17 protein-coding genes are annotated in these 18118 nt (G+C 57.4%); 13 read left to right on the top strand and 4 right to left on the bottom strand.

Annotated features, from left to right (window positions below):
* The first annotated feature begins 358 nt into the window (after positions 1 to 358).
* The 8 genes from HY308_12750 to HY308_12715 all read left to right on the top strand — a co-directional run bounded on the left by HY308_12750 (position 359) and on the right by HY308_12715 (position 7988).
* The gene (locus HY308_12750; GenBank protein ID MBI3899148.1) at positions 359 to 1039 is read left to right on the top strand and encodes a response regulator transcription factor; all 681 of its coding nucleotides are present in this window, start codon (positions 359 to 361) and stop codon (positions 1037 to 1039) included.
* A complete protein-coding gene (locus HY308_12745) occupies positions 1036 to 2643 on the top strand; it encodes a HAMP domain-containing histidine kinase (protein MBI3899147.1) in 1608 nt (535 codons plus the stop codon). Before HY308_12750 ends, HY308_12745 begins: the two co-directional genes overlap by 4 nt.
* Before the next feature lie 144 nt (positions 2644 to 2787).
* Positions 2788 to 4029: an MFS transporter gene (locus tag HY308_12740; protein ID MBI3899146.1), complete on the top strand. Its 1242-nt coding sequence runs from the start codon at positions 2788 to 2790 to the stop codon at positions 4027 to 4029.
* 81 nt (positions 4030 to 4110) lie between these two features.
* A complete protein-coding gene (locus tag HY308_12735; GenBank protein ID MBI3899145.1) occupies positions 4111 to 5037 on the top strand; it encodes an endonuclease/exonuclease/phosphatase family protein in 927 nt (308 codons plus the stop codon).
* 99 nt (positions 5038 to 5136) lie between these two features.
* Positions 5137 to 5829, top strand: coding sequence for a phospholipase D family protein (locus tag HY308_12730; protein ID MBI3899144.1), 693 nt, complete (start codon positions 5137 to 5139; stop codon positions 5827 to 5829).
* Positions 5830 to 5929: 100 nt separating this feature from the next.
* Complete coding sequence (locus HY308_12725; GenBank protein MBI3899143.1) at positions 5930 to 6883, top strand: ribonuclease HII; 954 nt, start codon at positions 5930 to 5932, stop codon at positions 6881 to 6883.
* 73 nt (positions 6884 to 6956) lie between these two features.
* Positions 6957 to 7532, top strand: a complete 576-nt coding sequence (locus HY308_12720; protein MBI3899142.1) for a zinc ribbon domain-containing protein — start codon at positions 6957 to 6959, stop codon at positions 7530 to 7532.
* Between the two features lie 3 nt (positions 7533 to 7535).
* Entirely contained in the window at positions 7536 to 7988 is a 453-nt protein-coding gene (locus HY308_12715; GenBank protein ID MBI3899141.1) for a TerB family tellurite resistance protein, read from the top strand.
* Positions 7989 to 7991: 3 nt separating this feature from the next.
* Here HY308_12715 and HY308_12710 read toward each other — a convergent pair whose 3' ends face one another.
* A complete protein-coding gene (locus HY308_12710; protein MBI3899140.1) occupies positions 7992 to 10127 on the bottom strand; it encodes an FAD-dependent oxidoreductase in 2136 nt (711 codons plus the stop codon).
* A gap of 195 nt (positions 10128 to 10322) precedes the next feature.
* Here HY308_12710 and HY308_12705 point away from each other — a divergent pair, with 195 nt between their 5' ends.
* From HY308_12705 to HY308_12685, 5 genes are all read left to right on the top strand, one after another.
* The gene (locus HY308_12705) at positions 10323 to 11990 is read left to right on the top strand and encodes an AAA family ATPase (GenBank protein ID MBI3899139.1); all 1668 of its coding nucleotides are present in this window, start codon (positions 10323 to 10325) and stop codon (positions 11988 to 11990) included.
* Positions 11990 to 12790 (top strand): general secretion pathway protein GspB, encoded by an 801-nt coding sequence (locus HY308_12700; GenBank protein ID MBI3899138.1) that lies wholly within the window; start codon positions 11990 to 11992, stop codon positions 12788 to 12790. Before HY308_12705 ends, HY308_12700 begins: the two co-directional genes overlap by 1 nt.
* Before the next feature lie 88 nt (positions 12791 to 12878).
* Complete coding sequence (locus HY308_12695) at positions 12879 to 13523, top strand: glutathione S-transferase (protein ID MBI3899137.1); 645 nt, start codon at positions 12879 to 12881, stop codon at positions 13521 to 13523.
* Positions 13524 to 13656: 133 nt separating this feature from the next.
* Positions 13657 to 14439, top strand: a complete 783-nt coding sequence (locus HY308_12690) for a hypothetical protein (GenBank protein MBI3899136.1) — start codon at positions 13657 to 13659, stop codon at positions 14437 to 14439.
* Positions 14440 to 14558: 119 nt separating this feature from the next.
* A complete protein-coding gene (locus HY308_12685) occupies positions 14559 to 14969 on the top strand; it encodes a CBS domain-containing protein (protein MBI3899135.1) in 411 nt (136 codons plus the stop codon).
* A 267-nt stretch (positions 14970 to 15236) separates the two neighbouring features.
* Here the strand turns inward: HY308_12685 and HY308_12680 are convergent, their stop codons facing one another.
* The 3 genes from HY308_12680 to HY308_12670 all read right to left on the bottom strand — a co-directional run bounded on the left by HY308_12680 (position 15237) and on the right by HY308_12670 (position 17608).
* Entirely contained in the window at positions 15237 to 15542 is a 306-nt protein-coding gene (locus HY308_12680) for a hypothetical protein (GenBank protein MBI3899134.1), read from the bottom strand.
* A gap of 37 nt (positions 15543 to 15579) precedes the next feature.
* Positions 15580 to 16752, bottom strand: coding sequence for an SRPBCC family protein (locus HY308_12675; GenBank protein ID MBI3899133.1), 1173 nt, complete (start codon positions 16750 to 16752; stop codon positions 15580 to 15582).
* A gap of 154 nt (positions 16753 to 16906) precedes the next feature.
* Positions 16907 to 17608, bottom strand: coding sequence for a dihydrofolate reductase family protein (locus tag HY308_12670; protein ID MBI3899132.1), 702 nt, complete (start codon positions 17606 to 17608; stop codon positions 16907 to 16909).
* Between the last annotated feature and the right edge of the window lie 510 nt (positions 17609 to 18118).

Genomic DNA, 18118 nt, shown 5'->3' with positions numbered 1-18118 from the left:
CGCACGGGGCGTCCCGGATGGGACACGATGTGGCACGGCTGGTCTTGCTTACAAGAGCGGCTTAAAGGCTATCAAATGAGCAAGCGCGCACGTGCTGAATTGTGATCAAGAGACAGCGCTAGGGCGGGGGAGGGAATGGATTGATGGCAGCGGGGGGTGAGGCGGGGTTTTCGTGAGTGTCCCGTGGACACTCACGCCGGCGAACGGGCGCGCTGATGTTTGCGCGCACTGGGCGGGAATGGTTAGGGTGGGGGCGGTTAGGGTTGCGATGAACGACGTCGCGACACGCTTTGCAGAACTCACCCAATCAACAAAAAAACGCCTTCCCGTCACCGACACTGTCCTCTACGATTTGCCTATGCCGAAAATTCTTATCGTCGATGACGACCCGCACATCCGCGAAGTATTGCGCTTTGCGCTTGGTCGCGCCGGTTTTGAAACTTGCGAAGCGGCGAACGGGGTGGAAGCGTTGCTGCGGCATCAGCAGGATAAAGTCGATCTCGTCGTGCTCGATATTTTGATGCCGGAAATGGATGGCACGGAGGTTTGTCGGCGGCTGCGGCAACGGGGGACGACGCCGATTGTGTTTTTATCGTCGAAGGACGATGAGATCGATCGTATCCTCGGGCTCGAATTGGGCGGCGACGATTATCTGACCAAGCCGTTCAGTCCGCGCGAGTTGGTGGCGCGGGTGCGGGCGGTATTGCGGCGCGGTGTGGTGCCGGACGATAAGAGCGTGGCGCGGACGACGGCGCATGGGAGATTGCGTATCGATCTTGATCAGGTCAAAGCGTGGTGGAATGGGCACGAGATTGTATTGACGGTCACCGAGTTCGGTCTCTTGCGCACGTTGTTGCGGCAGCCGGGGAAAGTCTTCACGCGTGAAGAGCTGATGACCAACGCCTACGATTTTCATAACGTTGTCAGCGACCGCACCATCGATAGTCATATGCGCCGTGTGCGCACCAAGCTTGCCAATGTCGGCGGCGATCCGATCGAGACCGTGCACGGTTTCGGCTACAAGTTGAACGACTGCTGAAAACTGTGCGTCGGCCGCGCCTCTATACTATTCTGCTGGTTGTCAGCCTGATTGTGCTGTTGTTGCCGGTCGGTGGCATCGGTTTCCTGCGGTTGTACGAAAGCGCCTTGGTCCGCCAAACCGAATCGGAGTTGATCGGTCAAGGCGCAATTGTCGCGGCGGCGTATAAAGCAGCGCTGTTGCGGTTCAGCCAGAAGACCCAAGGATTCGTCGCGACCGCCTACGGTACCGATTTGCCGGCAACCGCCACGGCGACTAATGATGCCGACGGCCGTTGGCGGCCGCGCTCGGCCAAGCTCGACCTCGCACTCGATGCGACGCTGCCATCGCCGCCGTCGCCGGTGTTGCGCGACGTCGCCGATCCGCTCGCGCTCAGGGCGGGACACGAAGTAACGGCGTTGTTGCGCGACGCGCAGAGCACGACGTTGGCAGCGGTGCGGGTCGTCGATTATCGCGGGACCATCGTCGCCAGTACTGGTGGCGAGATCGGCCTGTCATTAGCGGAGCGCGAAGAGGTTCGCAATGCGTTGGCCGGCGACCATGTGAGCGTGCTGCGCGAACGGATACGCGACCAGCCTATCGCCGATATCGGCTCGATCAGTCGCACGTCGGGCGTGCGCGTGTACGTCGCGGTGCCGATCATCGACGGTAAGCGAGTCTTTGGCGCGGTGTTGCTGGCACGTACGCCGGCGAGTTTGCTGCAAACGTTGTATCGCAAGCGTTGGCCGCTGCTGATCGGCATGTTGGTTGTCGTCGGTGCAGCGGCGTTGGTGGCGTTGTTGACCGCTGTGACGATTGCGCGACCGTTGACGGCGGTTGTACGCCAAACCGAACGAGCGGTGCGCGGCGAGAAAGGGGCGGTCGTGCCGCTGGCGCGCCCGGGCACGCGCGAAGTGGCGCAGCTGTCGGATGCGGTCGCTCAGCTCGCACGCACACTGGAAAATCGCGCCGACTACATCCGCGACTTCGCGGCGCATGTATCGCACGAATTCAAAACGCCGTTGACCGCGATTCAAGGGGCGGTCGAGTTGTTGCGCGAGCATGGCGCAACGATGACGGACGATGAGCGTCAACGATTCCTCTCTAATCTGACCGCCGATAGCGTACGACTCGATCGGTTGGTGCGGCGCCTGCTCGAGCTGGCACGCGCCGATGTGATTCAGCCGGGCGCCGATAAGACGTTGCTGACGCCATTGCTGCAACGTATGGCGCAGCGCTATCGCCATGATGGTATGCGACTGACGCTCGACGATCGAAGCAGCGGGGCGATCGTAGCGATGGGCGAGGATACGTTCGGTTCGATCTTGGGCAATTTGCTCGATAACGCGCGTCAGCACGGTGGAGCGGCGGTGAATATATCGTTAACCGCTGAGCGAAACGGCGACAACGTGCGTGTCGTCGTCGCCGATGACGGTCCTGGTGTTTCCGCCGCAAATGCAGAGCGAATCTTCCAGCCGTTCTTTACAACGGCACGCGCGCAGGGCGGCACCGGGCTTGGATTGGCGGTGGTGAAGTCGTTGTTGGCAGCACATCGCGGGAGCATCGCGCTGGTACCGTCAGTGCCGGGCGCAATATTTGAGATTTTGTTGCCGGTGGTTTCGTAGTCCCTGATTAGAAATCTGCAACTGTTCACTAGTTTTCGCGGTGCCTCACATCCAGTGACGGCTCGCGCGTTAGCAGTGGTTAACGCGATCGCAAGAATCGGGTGGTGTGCCGGTCGGCCATACGGCTAGGATTGCGCCGTGCCGATATTCCTCGAAAAAGTTTTCCAACCCCCAGCCGCTTTTAAGCGTTTGGTTTGGTCTAATCTGACCGCGCAGTTCGCCGAGCAGATTGGACTTGTTGCGGCACCAATGGTCGCGGTCTTGGTGTTGCACGCGAATGCGGCCGAGACCGGTTTGTTGCAAGCGATACAGACACTGCCGTTTTTACTGCTGTCGCTTCCAGCCGGCGTACTTGTAGATCGCGTCTCACGACGTCGGATAATGGTGCACGCGGAAGCGCTGCGTGCTACGTCGCTGTTCTGTATTTTGGTGCTCTTTGCTTCTGGGCTGCTTAGCTTACCGCTGCTCGCGATCTTAGGATTCGTCGGTGCTGCCAGCACAGTGGCTTACAGCGTGGCGGCGCCGTCACTTGTGCCGGCATTGGTACCGCGTGAGATGCTGACTATTGCCAATGGGCGAGTAGAGCTAGCGCGGAGTTCTGCCTTCGCTGCCGGTCCTGCTGCCGCTGGCGCACTTGTCGGATGGATCGGAATTCCCGTAGCCTACGCGATGGCGACGGCGATCTCTATTTTTGCTGTCTGCTTGCTTGCTGGATTGACCGAACCGACGCGCCCGGTCTCGGTGCGAAAACATGTGTTACATGACCTACGCGACGGAGCTAGTTTCGTACTAACGCATGCGTTGCTGCGTCCGATGTTATTGACATCGATAATTTTTAACGTCTCTTGGTTTATCCTGCAGGCGATTTATGTGCTCTACGCCGTTCGCGAACTGGGTCTTTCCGCTTCCGTTGTCGGCATAACGCTTGGGATATACGGTATCGGTATGGTCTTGGGCGCAATCGTTGCGCCTCTCATCGCGAAACGTCTCCCGTTTGGCGCAACGCTTGCTCTTGGACCGCTTAGTGCCTTGGCCGGTGCGCTCGTTATGGTGCTGACGATCCGAGTACCATCGGCGCTGCTGGCAGGGTTGAGTTTCTTTTTATTTGGCGTCGGTCCAATTATCTGGACCGTTACTTCCACCACACTGCGTCAGGCGATCACTCCTAGCAACATGCTTGGCCGTGCTTCTGCGTTGATAATGATGGCGACTTTTGGTGCGCGGCCCGTCGGTGCCGCGATCGGTGCGCTGATTGGCAGCCGCTACGGTATCGAGGCATGCGTCGTAGTAGCTGCCATCGGCTTTTTCGTCCAGTTCGTGGTGATCTCAGTTTCTTCCGTTTCAAGACTAAGCGTGTTGCCTGAGATGGCTACCGGCGACGTCTGAAGGTTAGGTGTATCGGAGCTCGTCATAGTTTGTGATCTCCGTGGCAGCGGGTGACCGATAGACGGCGCGGATTTGCGGTCAGTGATGCTCGACAGTCAGTACCATCGCAACTATTGTTTAAACGCATTGTGTACCTACCTGAAAACTTCCTTCGTTACGGTGTTGACGCTCTTGTGTATCGCCTGTTCGTTTCTCGAAGCGGGCAGCGGCTTCGGTAGTCGCGTCGCGTCCGCCGTTTGTGCGAATGCCGGTGCGCCATGGATCGTGCAGGACGATAGCGGTAATGCAGAACTCACTGCGGTGTCGTCGTTCCCGACGTTGCGTACTGCCACTTACAACATTCACAGTGGTCTCGGCCTGAAGCATGCGTTTTATCAGTCGCGTGCCACCGTCGAAAAACATCTACGCGGCATCGCCGAGGCAATAACCGCGCAGGCGTCGGCGCCGGTGGATGTGATTGCATTGAATGAGGTGGATTTTTCGGCGCGGCGCAGCGGCAGCTTCGATCAGGCGCAGTTCCTCGCCCGTTTGCTCAAAGAAAAAAGCGGTGAGCACTATCAAGTGATTTACGGTGAAACTTGGCATCGCGATACCGCCAGGTTCGAAGTGCGTTTCGGCAACGCCGCGCTGGTGCGGCATCCGGTGTTGGCGGCGACCGCCTGCAATTACGACGATACCTCCCGATGTGGTATACCGGCGGCGACGGCGGATATGCCGCCCCTGCGAGCGACCGGTGTTGTCAATCGGATCGTACGCGAAGCACGTGGGTTAATTAAGTTCACGATCGATTTTCACGGACAAGAAATCGATATCGTCGTTACTCACCTCGATGCATTCGTGTTGCCCGAGCGCGAAGCGCAGGCGGCGCATCTTCTAAAACGATTCGTCGATCCGCAGCGGACTACGGTTGTCTTGGGCGATTTCAATGCCGTGCCGACGGAAATGACACAGCGGCGTGCATTTTTTTCCGCCGATCGCACGCATGACTGCGATCCTAGGGTCTCTTAACCTCGTGCCGCTCGAAGTGCAAGTGATAAACTCATTAATAGCACAGCACCTGCACCTGCCGCACCGGTATTGACGAACCTCGGACCTTATCGTCCCGGTATGAGCCTACGCGCCGCCTTCGAATCGTTGCCACCCACCGGCGGTGAGCACACGGCATTAACGTTGCTTCCGCAAAATCCCGATGCCTGGGCGGCGCGCTGGCGCTTGCTCGCCAGTGCTCATGAATCGCTCGATATCAGTTATTTCATCCGGTACAGCGCGCGTCGGATCGAGGCGCTGGGTTTGTCGTGGCGCAAAGACTTAGAAAAGCTTCCGCCTAATAGCCCGATCTCCAGCGACAATGCGCTCAGTCAGGCGTTCTTTATGGAGCAGTGGCCGGAGTTGCTGGCGAATGTACCGGGTTTGCGCATTTTTGTTTCGGGCAAGCCGCACACCGTGCACTCGAAGTTGACCGTGTTCGACGATCAGGTGGCGTTGGTCGGGACCTACAATCTCGATCCCATTAGCATGGCCATCAACAGTGAAATCATGGCCGCTGTTTGGTCGCGTCGTTTTGCCGAAGATGTGGGTGCCCATGCTTACCAGCAAGTGAAACACGGTACGCCTTATGTCTACGAATACACTATCCAGCGCGATGCCAAGGGCCGTGCCGTACGTGGACAAGACGGCCGGCCGATCGTTACGTTCGGACCGAAAGACCATGCGCAGCCCGACGAATGGCGCAAGGTTCAGCTCTATTGGACGATGCTACGCGCCGCGGAAAAAGTGCCGGGATTTTCGCCACTTTTTTAGCGTGTGTTGCCGGGAGGAGCCGCTGGTTTGGATTCCTGTCGATTGCACGTCATATCCAGCTGCGTTATAAGATGCGCCATCGTTTCCTCGTTGCCGGCGTATGGCGCTCGATCTCGACAAACTTTCGATTCAAGAAATTCGTAATCGTTTTCTGCTCGACGATGCGCCGGTGTCTGGCCATGTCCTGCAGGCGTTGCGCCGCGATCGCCGGCAGGGCGCCCAACAAATTTATGTATCGCTCAAAAAACGCCACGAGCGTGAACGTTCGGAGCGCGTGCGGCTCGATGGCATGCTCAATTTCGAACGCGTGTTGTGGAAGTCGGGCGTACAGCACATTGCCGGGGTCGACGAAGTCGGCATGGGGCCGCTGGCCGGTCCGGTGGTGGCGGCGGCGGTGGTGTTTGCGCCCGGTACCGTGATCGACGGTGTCGACGATTCGAAGCGGCTCGATCCGGCGATGCGCACGGTACTCGCTGACGTTATTCGTACCAAAGCAGCCGGTGTCGGCGTTGGTTTGGCAACGGTCGAGGAGATCGATACGCTCAATGTGTATCACGCCGGTTTGCTGGCAATGCGCCGAGCGGTCGAGGCGTTGCCAACGGTGCCGCAGCACGTGCTGGTCGATGCGCGTACGATTCCGGGACTATCCATGCCGCAGAATCCCTTCACCAAAGGCGACGGCCTGAATTTTTCGATTGCCGCCGCCTCGATCGTTGCTAAGGCGCATCGCGATCGGCTGATGAGCGAGTTACACGAGCGTTATCCGGAATACGGTTTTCAGAAACACAAAGGTTATGGTACGCCGGAACATCAGGCGGCGATTCGTCGCTACGGTCCGTGTGTGCTACATCGGATGTCGTATCCCTTCATTCAGGAGCTGCGTGGCCAATACTCGACGCGCTTCTACGAATATAAAGAGCAGTTAGCCAATGCCCGTACTCCAGCTGCGGTACGTGCGGTCGAGCGCACGCTCAAGGCCGATGGGGTCGAGCTAACCGAGCACGAGACGCGCAAGCTCAAGCTGCTGTTCGCACGCCGCTGGAAGGCGTTGTAGTCCTGCTACTCGGCGCCGCGTACTGCCGTTACAATGGGGATCTTTTCGGTCAATAATCTGCGGATTCCAGCGAATGAATTACTGTAGCCAATGTGGAGCCGGCGTCGAGCTGCGCGTGCCGGCGGGCGATAACTTACCACGTCATGTTTGCGGTCAATGCGGCGAAATCCATTACATCAATCCTAAAGTCGTCGTCGGCTGTATTCCGCGTTGGCAGGATAAAATTTTGTTGTGTCGCCGTGCCATCGAGCCGCGCTACGGTTTGTGGACGCTGCCGGCGGGTTTTCTCGAAAATAACGAGACGACGATCGAGGGCGCGATTCGCGAAATGTTGGAAGAAGCATCGGCGAAGGTGCGCATCGCCTCGCTCTACACTCTGTTCAATTTGCCGCACATCAGCCAGGTGTACGTAATGTTCCTGGCCGATCTCATCGCTCCCGAGTACGGGCCCGGTACCGAGAGCTTGGAGGTCGAGCTCTATGACGAGCGCGATATTCCGTGGGACCAGATCGCTTTTCCGGTGATCGAGGAAACGTTACGGCTCTTTTTTGCCGATCGTCGGCACGGCCGTTTTCCGGTACACACCGGCGATATCCGGCGGTTGTCGGTCGAGGAGCGTGTGTTCGACGTGCAGATGCTGGAGAGCTGAATCATGCTCGACGGAATTCGGCAGTTTTTCGATAAGCATATTAAAACGACCGGCACGCCCACTGGGCCCGACCCGGTGCAGCTGGCGACGGCGGCGCTGTTGATCGAGATGACGCGCATGGATGGCGCAATCGACGATGTCGAGCGCGCCAAGGTGATGCAGGCGATTGAGACGAAGTTTAAGTTGCCACCGGCGGAAGTGACGGAGCTGTTGCGCCTGGCCGAGCAAGAGGCGCAAGACGCTACCGATTATTTTCAGTTTACGTCGCTGTGCAACGATCGTCTGTCGATGGAACAGAAAGAGCGCTTGATTGGTTTTTTATGGGAAGTGGCTTATGCCAACGGCGAGCTCGATAAGTACGAAGAGCACTTGGTGCGCAAGATCGCCGATCTATTATATGTCCCGCACGCCGCCTTCATTGCCGCCAAGTTGCGCGCGCGGTCAGCGAATTCCTAATAGTTATTTCCGGCGCCATGAATGATAGCGCGCCAACAGCCGCAGCAACTGTTGCGGTGCATGCGCTCGCTTCCAGGCACCGGCGACGTATTTGTTCGCTTCGGCGAATGTCGGATAAATATGAATTGTCTGCAGGATTTTATTCAGACCGATGCCATGACGCATCGCGCTGACAAATTCGGCGATAGTGTCGCCGGCGTGGGCGCCGGCGATGGTCACGCCTAGGATCCGATCCTTCCCCGGTACCGTCAGCACTTTCACCCGGCCGTACGCTTCCTCGTCGGCGATCGCTCGATCGAGATCGTCGATATCGAATGTCGTGACCTCGTACGGAATGTTTCGAGCGCGCGCTTCTTGTTCGTTCAGGCCGACGCGCGCGACTTCCGGATCGGTGAACGTGCACCATGGAATCACTGAATAATCCGCCTGGAACCGGCGGAATATCCCGAATAACGCATTTACCGTGGCATACCACGCTTGATGCGCGGCGGCGTGCGTGAACAAGTAGGGACCGGCAACGTCGCCGCAGGCGTAGATCGTCGGGATGCGCGTTTGCAGATAGTCGTCGACATCGAGTTTGCCGTGTTCGTTCGCGTGAATTCCGAGCGCCTCGAGACCATAGCCGCTGATGTTGGCACTGCGACCGAGCGCTAGTAGCACGCGATCGAACTCGAGCGTGACGCGCGTACCGCCGTACTCGCAGACTAACGCCGTTCCGTTGCTGCTCTGCAGGAACTCGACCGCACGATAACCAACGCGCACATCGACAGCTTCATCGTTGAAGCGATCCATCACCATCGCCGAGAACTCCGGGTCTTCGCGGTTCAGCAATCGGTCAGCGCGTTGCACTAGCGTCACCCGCGAACCCAAGCGCGCGAAGCTTTGCGCGAGCTCGCAACCGATCGGGCCGCCGCCGAGGACCAACAATCGTTTCGGTAGCTCGCGTAATTGCCAGACCGAATCGGATGTCAGGTAGTCGATGTGATCGAGACCGGGTAGCGGTGGAATCTGCGGGTGCGAGCCGGTAGCAATGACGATGCCGCGAGTCGTCAGCGTGCGGCCGTTGATTTCGACCGCCCACGGCGATACGACACGCGCTTCGCCGTGCATGCAATCGACGCCGAGGCGGGTGTAGCGTTCGACCGAGTCGTGCGGCGCGACCGTGGCGATCGTGCGTTGTACTCGCGCCATGATATCGGCGAAGTGAATCTCGGCCGACGCCCGGCGGATGCCGAGCTCTTCGGCGCAACTGATCTGAGCGACGAAGCGGGCGGAACGGATCAGCGCTTTCGACGGCACGCAGCCGGTGTTGAGGCATTCGCCGCCCATTTTGTTTTTTTCAATCAGCGTCACTTTGGCGCGGACGGCGGCGGCGATATAGGCGCTAACTAAGCCGGCCGAGCCGGCACCGATGACGATGAGATTGCGATCGAAACGCGTCGGCCGCGGATAGCCGCGCAGTGCTCGCCGACTTTTTATGACGCTGATGACACGCTTCGCCAGCAACGGAAACAGGCCGAGTAGAACGAATGCGGTGAGAAGCGATGGCGACAACAATTCGTTGGCCGATTTGAGTTGGGCGAGCTGCGTACCGGCGTTCACGAACACCCATGTCCCTGGCAGCATGCCGAGCTGGCTAACGGTATAGAAGGTCGTTAGGCCGATTGGCGTCAACCCCATGACCAGATTGACGAAAAAAAACGGGAACAGCGGCACCAATCGCAACGCCAACAAATAGAGCGCACCGTCGCGTTCAATGCCGCGATTGACCGCACCTAGGCTATCGCCTACACGTTGCTGTACGGTGTCGCGGAATAAAAAGCGCGCCGCCAAAAAGGCGAGAGTGGCACCGATGCTGGAGGCAAACGACACAATGAGCAGGCCCCACCACACTCCGAAGATCGCGCCGCCGGCGAGTGTTAGGACGGTGGCCCCCGGCAGCGACAGGCCGGTAACAGCGATGTAGATCGCGCCGTAAATCAATGCCAGGCGCAGCGGATGCGTATGAAAATAGCCGGTTATCGCCGCGTGCTGCGATTTGAGGTAGCCGAAACTGAGGTAATCCGCTAGGCCAAGCGCAAAAAAGGCAATGATGAGAAGGATCAGGACCGCCGCAAGCAGGGGTCGACTGGCTTTCATGCAGGAATCAGCGCCGCGAACATAGCGCGATGCTGCACGCGTTTGTCCGAGGCAGCAAGCCGTTTAGCGCGGCAGCGGGCGCCGGAAAGGGGTGGGCGGGGCCAATGGGGGGCGGACGGTGGCATCTATTCTTCAGATGGCTTCTAATAATCACACGTTCTCAACGCTGGCGACACCGCCCTCGGCTTACGAATCATGTATACGAATTTTTTCGGTTTGCGCGAGAACCCGTTTGCGCTACCCCCTGATCCGCGCTACCTCTATCTCAGCCTGCGCCATCAAGAGGCATTGGCACATCTGCTGTACGGCATTGCCCAGGGCGCTGGCTTCGTCCAGCTGACCGGCGAGGTCGGAACCGGCAAGACTATGATGATCCGCTCCATGTTGGAGCGCCTGCCGGGCGAAACTCAGGTCGCTTTGGTGTTGTACCCGCTATTGTCGGTCGAGGAGTTCGTCGCCGCCATCTGCGACGACCTGCGCATTCCGCGGACCGCCGACCAGCAAACCCTAAAGGGTTCGATCGACGCGCTCAATCGTTTTCTGCTCGAGAACCATGCGCGTGGCTGCCGCACCGTGCTGATTATCGACGAGGCGCACAAGCTGTCGCATGACGTGCTCGAACAAGTCCGATTGCTCACCAATCTCGAGACGACTAAAGAAAAGCTGCTGCAGATTTTGCTGGTGGGCCAGCCGGAGTTAATCGCGCTATTGCAGCAACCCGACTTACGGCAGCTGGCACAGCGCGTCACGGCGCGCTACAACTTGCGCGCGTTGTTGCCGCGCGAGACCGCGGAATACGTGGTGCATCGCTTGCGCGTGGCCGGTACGAAGAATGTGGTGTTCACGCGCGGCGCGTTAGCGCTGGTGCATCGGCTAGCCAACGGTACACCGCGGTTGGTTAACGCGGTTTGCGATCGTTCGCTGCTCGGTGCCTACGCGCGCGGCAAGAATCAGATAACAGCCTGGGTCGTGCGGCAAGCGGCGGCCGAGATTGGTTATACCGCGCCTTGGCGGTTCCCGTCGCGTGCAGTTCTTTCCGCCGCCGCGGCATTGCTGCTCGCGGTCGGCGGCTGGCAGGTAATGGCACATTTGTCACCGTCGATATCGGCCGCAACTGACCCGGTTGCGGTGGCGTCGACCATGCCGGCAACAGCGCCAGTTAAAACGCCGACAAAGCCGGCCCTGCGCCAATCGTCAGTGCCGGCACAATCTAAGACACCGGAGCTCGGTCAGTTGTTGGAAGATACGACGTTGCCGACGGATACCGACTCCGCTTTTGCCGCGCTGTTTGCGCGTTGGGGCAAAGACTATCAACAGCTCGACGGTAAGACCGGTTGTGAACGTGCGCAGCGGGCCGGACTGCGTTGTGTCTTTACATCGGGCACCTGGAACAATCTGCGCCAGCTCAATCGGCCGGCGGTGATCGAGTTGATCGACGTGCACGGCGACAAGCATCATGTATTGGTAAGCGGGTTGACCGACAAGAACGTTGTGCTCGAATTCGGCGGCCAAAAGCACACCTATCCACTGGTTGAAGTCGAGCGTTTTTGGTACGGCAAATTTTTATCGCTATGGATGCCGCCGCCAAGCGGCGAGGCCACGCTGCATATCGGTATGAACGGCCCGGCCGTTGCTTGGTTGCGTAATGCGCTCGCGCGTTACAACGGCAATGCCGCGTCGGTGTCGGCGAAAACTGTGTTCGATGTCGAATTGGAGGATCAAGTCAAAGATTTTCAACGCCGGCACTTTTTGGAAGATGACGGGGTCGTCGGTCGCAGCACGCTGATTCATCTCGACGCCTATGACGCCAGCGCACCGCCGCCGTTATTGTCCAAAACGACGACAGATTCGGGAACTCCCTGATGTCCTACATCCTCGATGCATTGCGTAAGTCGGAACAGGACCGCCGCGAGGCGCAGTCGCCGAGTTTCGGTGAAATGTCCTCGGTGGCATTCGTTCGCCCGCATCAGCGGCTGGTAGTGTTGGCGGCGATTGTTATCGTTGTGCTCGGCATTGCCGCGATTGGCGCATATGCCGTATGGAAACCAAGACCGACAACAGCGTCGTCACCGGCGGCTGTACCCGCAGCTTTAGCAACGGCCGCTGAGACATTAAAGATCGCTACCGACCTTCAGCCGGCAATTGTGCCGACGACGCCTGCGTCGGTGCCGGTCCTCGAGCCGGGGGCGACGGCCGTAGGCCAGAATACCGCGGCGCCGGTTAACGAAGTGCCGCCGCCGGCGCTAAAACCCGCGCCGTTCGTATCGGCCACGTCATCCTCGGATAATACGGTGCGCAATCTAGAGGAAGAGGCACGCGTCGAGTTACCGAAGCCGGCGGCGGTGACCGCCAACGTGCAAAAGCCCAGCGCCCGCGCCGCCGTGCCGGTAACTGTCAATAATGCCGTCAGCAACAATACTGCCAGCAGCGCCATTAAGTTTCTGCGTGCTATGCCGCCGGACTTCCAGCAATCGCTGCCGGCGCTTGTCGTCAATATTCATATCTACGCCCCGGTCGAGTCCGAGCGCATCCTCTATATCAATAATCATCAGTATCAAGCGGGCGATAAGGTTCGCGACGATATCGTGATCGAAAAGATTGTCGAAGACGGTGCCGTCCTCAGCTATCGCGGACAACGGTTTAAATTACCGCGGCCGAGTTAGCCAACGCTACCTAAAACGCATTTAGAGGGAGTTGCCAGAAAGCGCAATACGAAATAAAAAATAGCGGATCATTGATAATGAGGTAGCGATGATCAAAATCTGGGGAAGACGCAGCGCCTACAACGTGCAGAAGGTCCTATGGACTGTCGGCGAGGTTGGGCTGGCATACGAACATATTGACGCCGGTGGTGCGGCCGGTGGACTTGATAATCCGGAATTCTTAGCGATGAATCCGCACAGACGTATTCCGGTCGTGGTCGATAACGGTGTGGTCTTGTGGGAGTCGAACACGATCGTGCGTTATCTCGCAGCGACGTATGGCTTGGGCTCGTTGTGGCTGGAAGATCCGGCGCGACGTTCACTTGCCGATCGTTGGATGGACTGGGAGCTCGCGACCTTGCAGCCGGACTTTATGGCGCTGTTCTGGGGATTTTTCAGAACGCCCGAAGCGCAACGCGATAACGATGCGATCGAGCGCGCCAGCGGTCGATGTGCCGATCATTTCCGTATCTTGGATTCGCACCTTTCGGTAAATCCTTATTTGGCCGGAACTGTCTTTACGATGGGAGATATCCCGGTAGCGACGGCGCTCTATCGGTATTTTGAAATGGACTTACCGGTACCCCGATTTCCAAATGTTCAGGCTTGGTATCAGCGTTTGCAGGAACGTACCGCCTATCGTGACCATATCGCAGTTCCGTTCGAGGAATTGCGTGGACGCGTTGTATTTTGAGATAGGAGGTATCAGCGAGGTACTTGCAAACTTCGGAATTGCGGCTCAATAATAACAACGTTACCAGTAATGATTTTTGTGGTCCGGTATTGCCGGTTTGGCAACTTGGTCGTTCAACAGGGAGGTTCTCGCCATGAAATATCTCGTCAGAATACTCGTTGGCATCGCTGCTGTGGTCGTCGTTATGTTCTCGACCATTTTCTTTTTAACCCACGGCATGGCCAATACCGCCGATAAATTCTTTGCAGCCCTCCAGACGAAAGACTATGCCGACGCTTATGGATGTTTGTCGGACGATTCTCGTGCATCGACTCAGCAGGCAGAACTCGTCCAGTTTTTGGCAAAAAGCTCGTTGCTTCGGATCAAAGGGGTCTCCTGGAAGAATCGTTCCATCGACGGCAATCGAGGTCAGTTCGATGGTGTGGTTGCGCTCGAGGATGGAGGTCTAGTACCCCTCAGCCTCAGTTTCATTAAAGAAAATGATCAATGGCTGATTTATTCAATTTACAAGCCGAGTACCGATCCGGTTAACATCGAATCTGCTAGTTTGCCGAGCGAATCTGAGCGAGTGGCGCTGGCAATGGAATCAATGACTAAGTTCGCATCGTCGGTAAAGGCCAGAGATTTCTCGGAGTTCCACAAATACAGCTCACACGTTTGGCAGCGAGAAGTGACGGTCGATAAGATCAATGCGGCGTTTAAATCATTTATCGATAACAACGTCACGGTTTTGCCGGCCGATAATATCGTTCCCGTAATAGACGGCACGCCGTCGATCGACGCTAACGGCATCCTTTCGATTAAGGGACATTATCCGGCGAAGCAGTCGAATGTCATGTTCGAGCTGGGATATGTCTATGAAGGTGTTAATTGGAAGCTGATTCAAACGAGCGTCAATGTTAGATCGCAGAGTTAACGAATCGCCTTATGAATCGGACAAGCTCTTTGACGGATTGACAGTAAAGGGGTGCGGGAGTCTGATGGCAGCGTTCTCATCCGTGCTCGTTCGTCGCGAGCTCATCAAAGGAGATCGTTATGCAAGCCAAGGAAGTCATGTCGAGCAACATCAAGATTATTCCGAGTAATACCAGCATTCAGGCGGCTGCAGAGTTGATGCGGCAAATGGACGTGGGCACATTGCCGGTATCGGAGGACGGTCGAATCGTGGGTATGTTGACCGATCGGGATATCGCTATTCGCGCGGTTGCGTCCGGAGCGGATCCGCGGGCGACACCTGCACGCGAAGTCATGACGCGCGATGTCGTCTCTTGTTACGAAGACCAAGACGCGCGCGATGTGGCGCAAATGATGGAGCAGAAGAACGTACGGCGGGTTGTCGTGGTGAATCGTAAGAACGAGGCCATTGGCGTATTGTCGGTCGACGATCTAGCAGTGCATCCGGAAACGCGCGCGCTTGCCGATGAGGTTGCGGCGCATCATCACTAGAACTAAGGAACCTCTGATTAATTCCCTCTCCCACCGGGAGAGGGCAAGGGTGAGGGAGAGAAGTTGCGAGAAATGGCGCTGTTTCCCTCACCCCAACCCCTCTCCCGGTGGGAGAGGGGTAATAAATCAGAGGTTTCCTAAGTTCTCTGCGTCTCTCCCCGCGAGCGCGGGGAGAGATTTCACTTATAACGCGAAGTTAACCGGCGCGGGCCACGGAAACCAAATACTGCGCCGTCGACGCCCGGCGTCCGGTTGAACGTTAGGCTTTCAGTCATCAGATGCGATACCGCTATTTAGGCTATCAACCAACTGTTGTTCCTCAAGGAGTAATTTCTGCTTTTTGTCAGAGAGCACTTCTTCTAACGCCATTACTCGCTCCTTAAGTTTGCCGTTATCGAGACGAAGTGTCTCGATCTCAGAGCGAAGGCCTTTATTCGCGGCATCACACACCGAGAGTTTCTGTTCCAGCGCTGTGTATTTGTCGTTGGCAAGCGCAATGCGCTCTTTGAGTATTGCGGCGGAACCATGTTCGGTAATAAGTCTTTCTATTTCGCTAAGAAAGGGGATAGCCATGATGTTTCCTCCTGTGGGCCTAACTGATAATTATCCTTCAAGATTCCGCTCGGGGTTGCGACTTCGATGGCGACTTAGCCGCGCCGATGGTTTCCGCCGGTCGTGTACCGGCCTCGATAAACGTTTTCATGCGCTGCAAATCATTGTCCATCTGCGTTTTCGGATCGTTGCCGAGCAATTTGGCGACAACATGGCCGATGGCGCCGGCAACCGGGGTATAGGCTAATTTAATCTCAGCGGTCGTTGAGCGATCAGTATTGGCGATGAAGCGCACCTGACCTTCATGCTGTACGAGCGCACCGGATACCGTGCGCCAGCCGAGAAAGCGGTTTTTTTCGTACGCGGTCGTTTGCGTATCGAATTCAAATTCCATTCCGCTCGAACCGCGTACTTGCCAATGCCAACGACGCGATTCAGGGCCGCCGTCAGTCGTCAATGGTCGTACCTCGCGGACATGCGTCATGAAGCGTGGGAAGTTGGCGGCATTGGACCAAATGTCGAATACCCGTTCGATCGGCGCGTCGATGCGAATGGATTTATCCACTGTTACCGAATGGCGGCGTGTACCGATGCCGGTTAGCCGGCCGACATCGAGATTAGTCGCCGCTCGTCCAAGCAAGACAAGGCCGGCAACGCCGATCGCCGTAGGGGCTAAGCCGCGATTCGCGAATCCATAAAGCGTTGCCGCACCACCGGCGACACCCGCCGCGATCCGGGCGTTGGTGGTCCACTCGCTTTGCGAGAGACGGGCGCTCGCGCCGCTTCGCGACGACGGTGTTCCTTGCAGTGCCGGAATACTGCCCGCTTCAGTATGTGGCGTGAGCCGATTAGCGATGTCGCGTACGCCGCGTACATCGAGCACGCGGTCGATTAATAGTGGCAACTCGTTTGTCAGCGTCGGTCCGGTGAGGATGATGTGACCCTCTTGTGCACTCACGTTGATAGCGTCCGGAAAGCTGGTAGTACGCGCAATGGCCGCACGCACACGCTCGGCGAGCATGTCGTCGCTCACCGGTTCATCGGTCAGACGTGAGCTGCTAAAGCCGCGCCTGCGTTGCTGGATATTGCCGGCGGTGCTCGATACCTGCCGGCTGGCGCTCGTCGCTTGCTCGCGCAGTGAGGTCCGGCGATTGGCACCGCGCTCGGGATCAAAGAGATACATGAGGGCGGCGCCGATGCCGGTGCTGAGTAATATTGCGACGGGGTTCATTCTGACCTCCTTATCATCCGTGATGGGCCCGGGTGGGACGCGCAGCGCCGTCACTCGGGTACGTTGGTTACGATGAGGTGAATCGGTGGCAGGGCTACCTTCGAAGATCGATGACGTCGAGTCAATACAGCCAACCCCGCAGGCTACTGCAGTACTAAGCCCGGCGGTCGAGGGTGGCGAATAAATATCCCGGTTTATCGGCGGCGGGTGGGTCGAGATACAACTCGTGTAAGTCGAAGTCGAACGGCGGCGTTAGATTTTCGCCGCTTAAGATGGTGTGAAATTGGCGACCCGCGAGGAGGCACAGCGCAAAAGATAGATAGAGCCGATTGAGTAGTTTCGCCGCTACCAATGCCGACAGTACTTCTGGCCCACCGATGGAATAAATTGTGGCGAAGCCCCGTTTCATCGCTAGCCGCCGGATATCGTCGCCGGTGACGCGCGCATTATCGACCGTTACCAAGTCAAGGTCGGCGGATTTGATTGCCTGTGTCTGATCGGCTGTTGGCTGCACGGGACTCATCAAAATAATGTTGCCATGCTCGCGTTCGCGCAGTTCCGTGAACGGCAAGTCGAGCGAGGCTGTCAAAACAATACAAGCAGGGTGTGGCGGTAAGCGATATTGGCGCCGCCATTCGATGAGATCGGTATGACCGGTTTGTTCGATGCAGCGCATGTCGGCAGCGGCGCGCTTGGCCATCTGCCGTAGTCGCCGGCCGGATGTCACGACGGCATCGCTCTGTGCGGCTAGCTCCAAGTAGAGCCGCCAATCGCGCTCGTGCGTGATCGCCGGCGGCGGATAGCTCTGTCCCGTGATCGGATCGATTTTGGAAATGCGGCCGTCCAAACTAACCACAAAATTACTGTAGAAATAAGGCTGAGATGAACCCGCACGCTCACGCAATTTGTGCGCAAGATATAACCCCGATAGGGGCAAAGAATCACCCGGAGAAGGGTGCAGGCGTGTTACGGGTACATCCATGCACACATAACCTTAGCGCACGCAAACTATATCGGCGTTCCGGAAATCAATGCATAGGATTAGCTGAGAGACTATGGTACCAAGCGAAGAAAGATTATCGCTTGAATGGACCCCGTTCCCAGCGGTGCCAGCTAACTAAGGCAGCGGTTCTTTAAGATGACTCTTCGAATTCGGTGGTATACCGAATCATTCGACCGAGGATAAGGGAAATGATGAAACCGATGCTGAACCAGGCGGAGGTGAGGAGAACCAACAGCGAGTTATCTTCCATGCAGAAGTTTCCAGCAGCAGTTGTTAAATAGATCATGGATTTTTTTCCGAAAGCTTGCAATCTACGCGCGACCTCTTTTTTACCAAAGGTGAGCGACGGCCGATAAATGGCGG

Source organism: Gammaproteobacteria bacterium (assembly GCA_016199745.1).
Taxonomy (GTDB): Bacteria; Pseudomonadota; Gammaproteobacteria; order Acidiferrobacterales; family Sulfurifustaceae; genus JACQFZ01.
Note: the sequence above shows the minus strand (reverse complement) of the source record. Positions and strands in the feature narration are given on the sequence as shown.

What these genes read in the sequence shown, in the direction of transcription:
- HY308_12750 (MBI3899148.1), top strand. Translation starts at nt 359, where the DNA reads ATGCCGAAAATTCTTATCGTCGATGACGACCCGCACATCCGCGAAGTA.
- HY308_12730 (MBI3899144.1), top strand. Translation starts at nt 5,137, where the DNA reads ATGAGCCTACGCGCCGCCTTCGAATCGTTGCCACCCACCGGCGGTGAG.
- HY308_12725 (MBI3899143.1), top strand. Translation starts at nt 5,930, where the DNA reads ATGGCGCTCGATCTCGACAAACTTTCGATTCAAGAAATTCGTAATCGT.
- HY308_12720 (MBI3899142.1), top strand. Translation starts at nt 6,957, where the DNA reads ATGAATTACTGTAGCCAATGTGGAGCCGGCGTCGAGCTGCGCGTGCCG.
- HY308_12715 (MBI3899141.1), top strand. Translation starts at nt 7,536, where the DNA reads ATGCTCGACGGAATTCGGCAGTTTTTCGATAAGCATATTAAAACGACC.
- HY308_12710 (MBI3899140.1), bottom strand. Translation starts at nt 10,127, where the DNA reads ATGAAAGCCAGTCGACCCCTGCTTGCGGCGGTCCTGATCCTTCTCATC.
- HY308_12705 (MBI3899139.1), top strand. Translation starts at nt 10,323, where the DNA reads ATGTATACGAATTTTTTCGGTTTGCGCGAGAACCCGTTTGCGCTACCC.
- HY308_12700 (MBI3899138.1), top strand. Translation starts at nt 11,990, where the DNA reads ATGTCCTACATCCTCGATGCATTGCGTAAGTCGGAACAGGACCGCCGC.
- HY308_12695 (MBI3899137.1), top strand. Translation starts at nt 12,879, where the DNA reads ATGATCAAAATCTGGGGAAGACGCAGCGCCTACAACGTGCAGAAGGTC.
- HY308_12690 (MBI3899136.1), top strand. Translation starts at nt 13,657, where the DNA reads ATGAAATATCTCGTCAGAATACTCGTTGGCATCGCTGCTGTGGTCGTC.
- HY308_12685 (MBI3899135.1), top strand. Translation starts at nt 14,559, where the DNA reads ATGCAAGCCAAGGAAGTCATGTCGAGCAACATCAAGATTATTCCGAGT.
- HY308_12680 (MBI3899134.1), bottom strand. Translation starts at nt 15,542, where the DNA reads ATGGCTATCCCCTTTCTTAGCGAAATAGAAAGACTTATTACCGAACAT.
- HY308_12675 (MBI3899133.1), bottom strand. Translation starts at nt 16,752, where the DNA reads ATGAACCCCGTCGCAATATTACTCAGCACCGGCATCGGCGCCGCCCTC.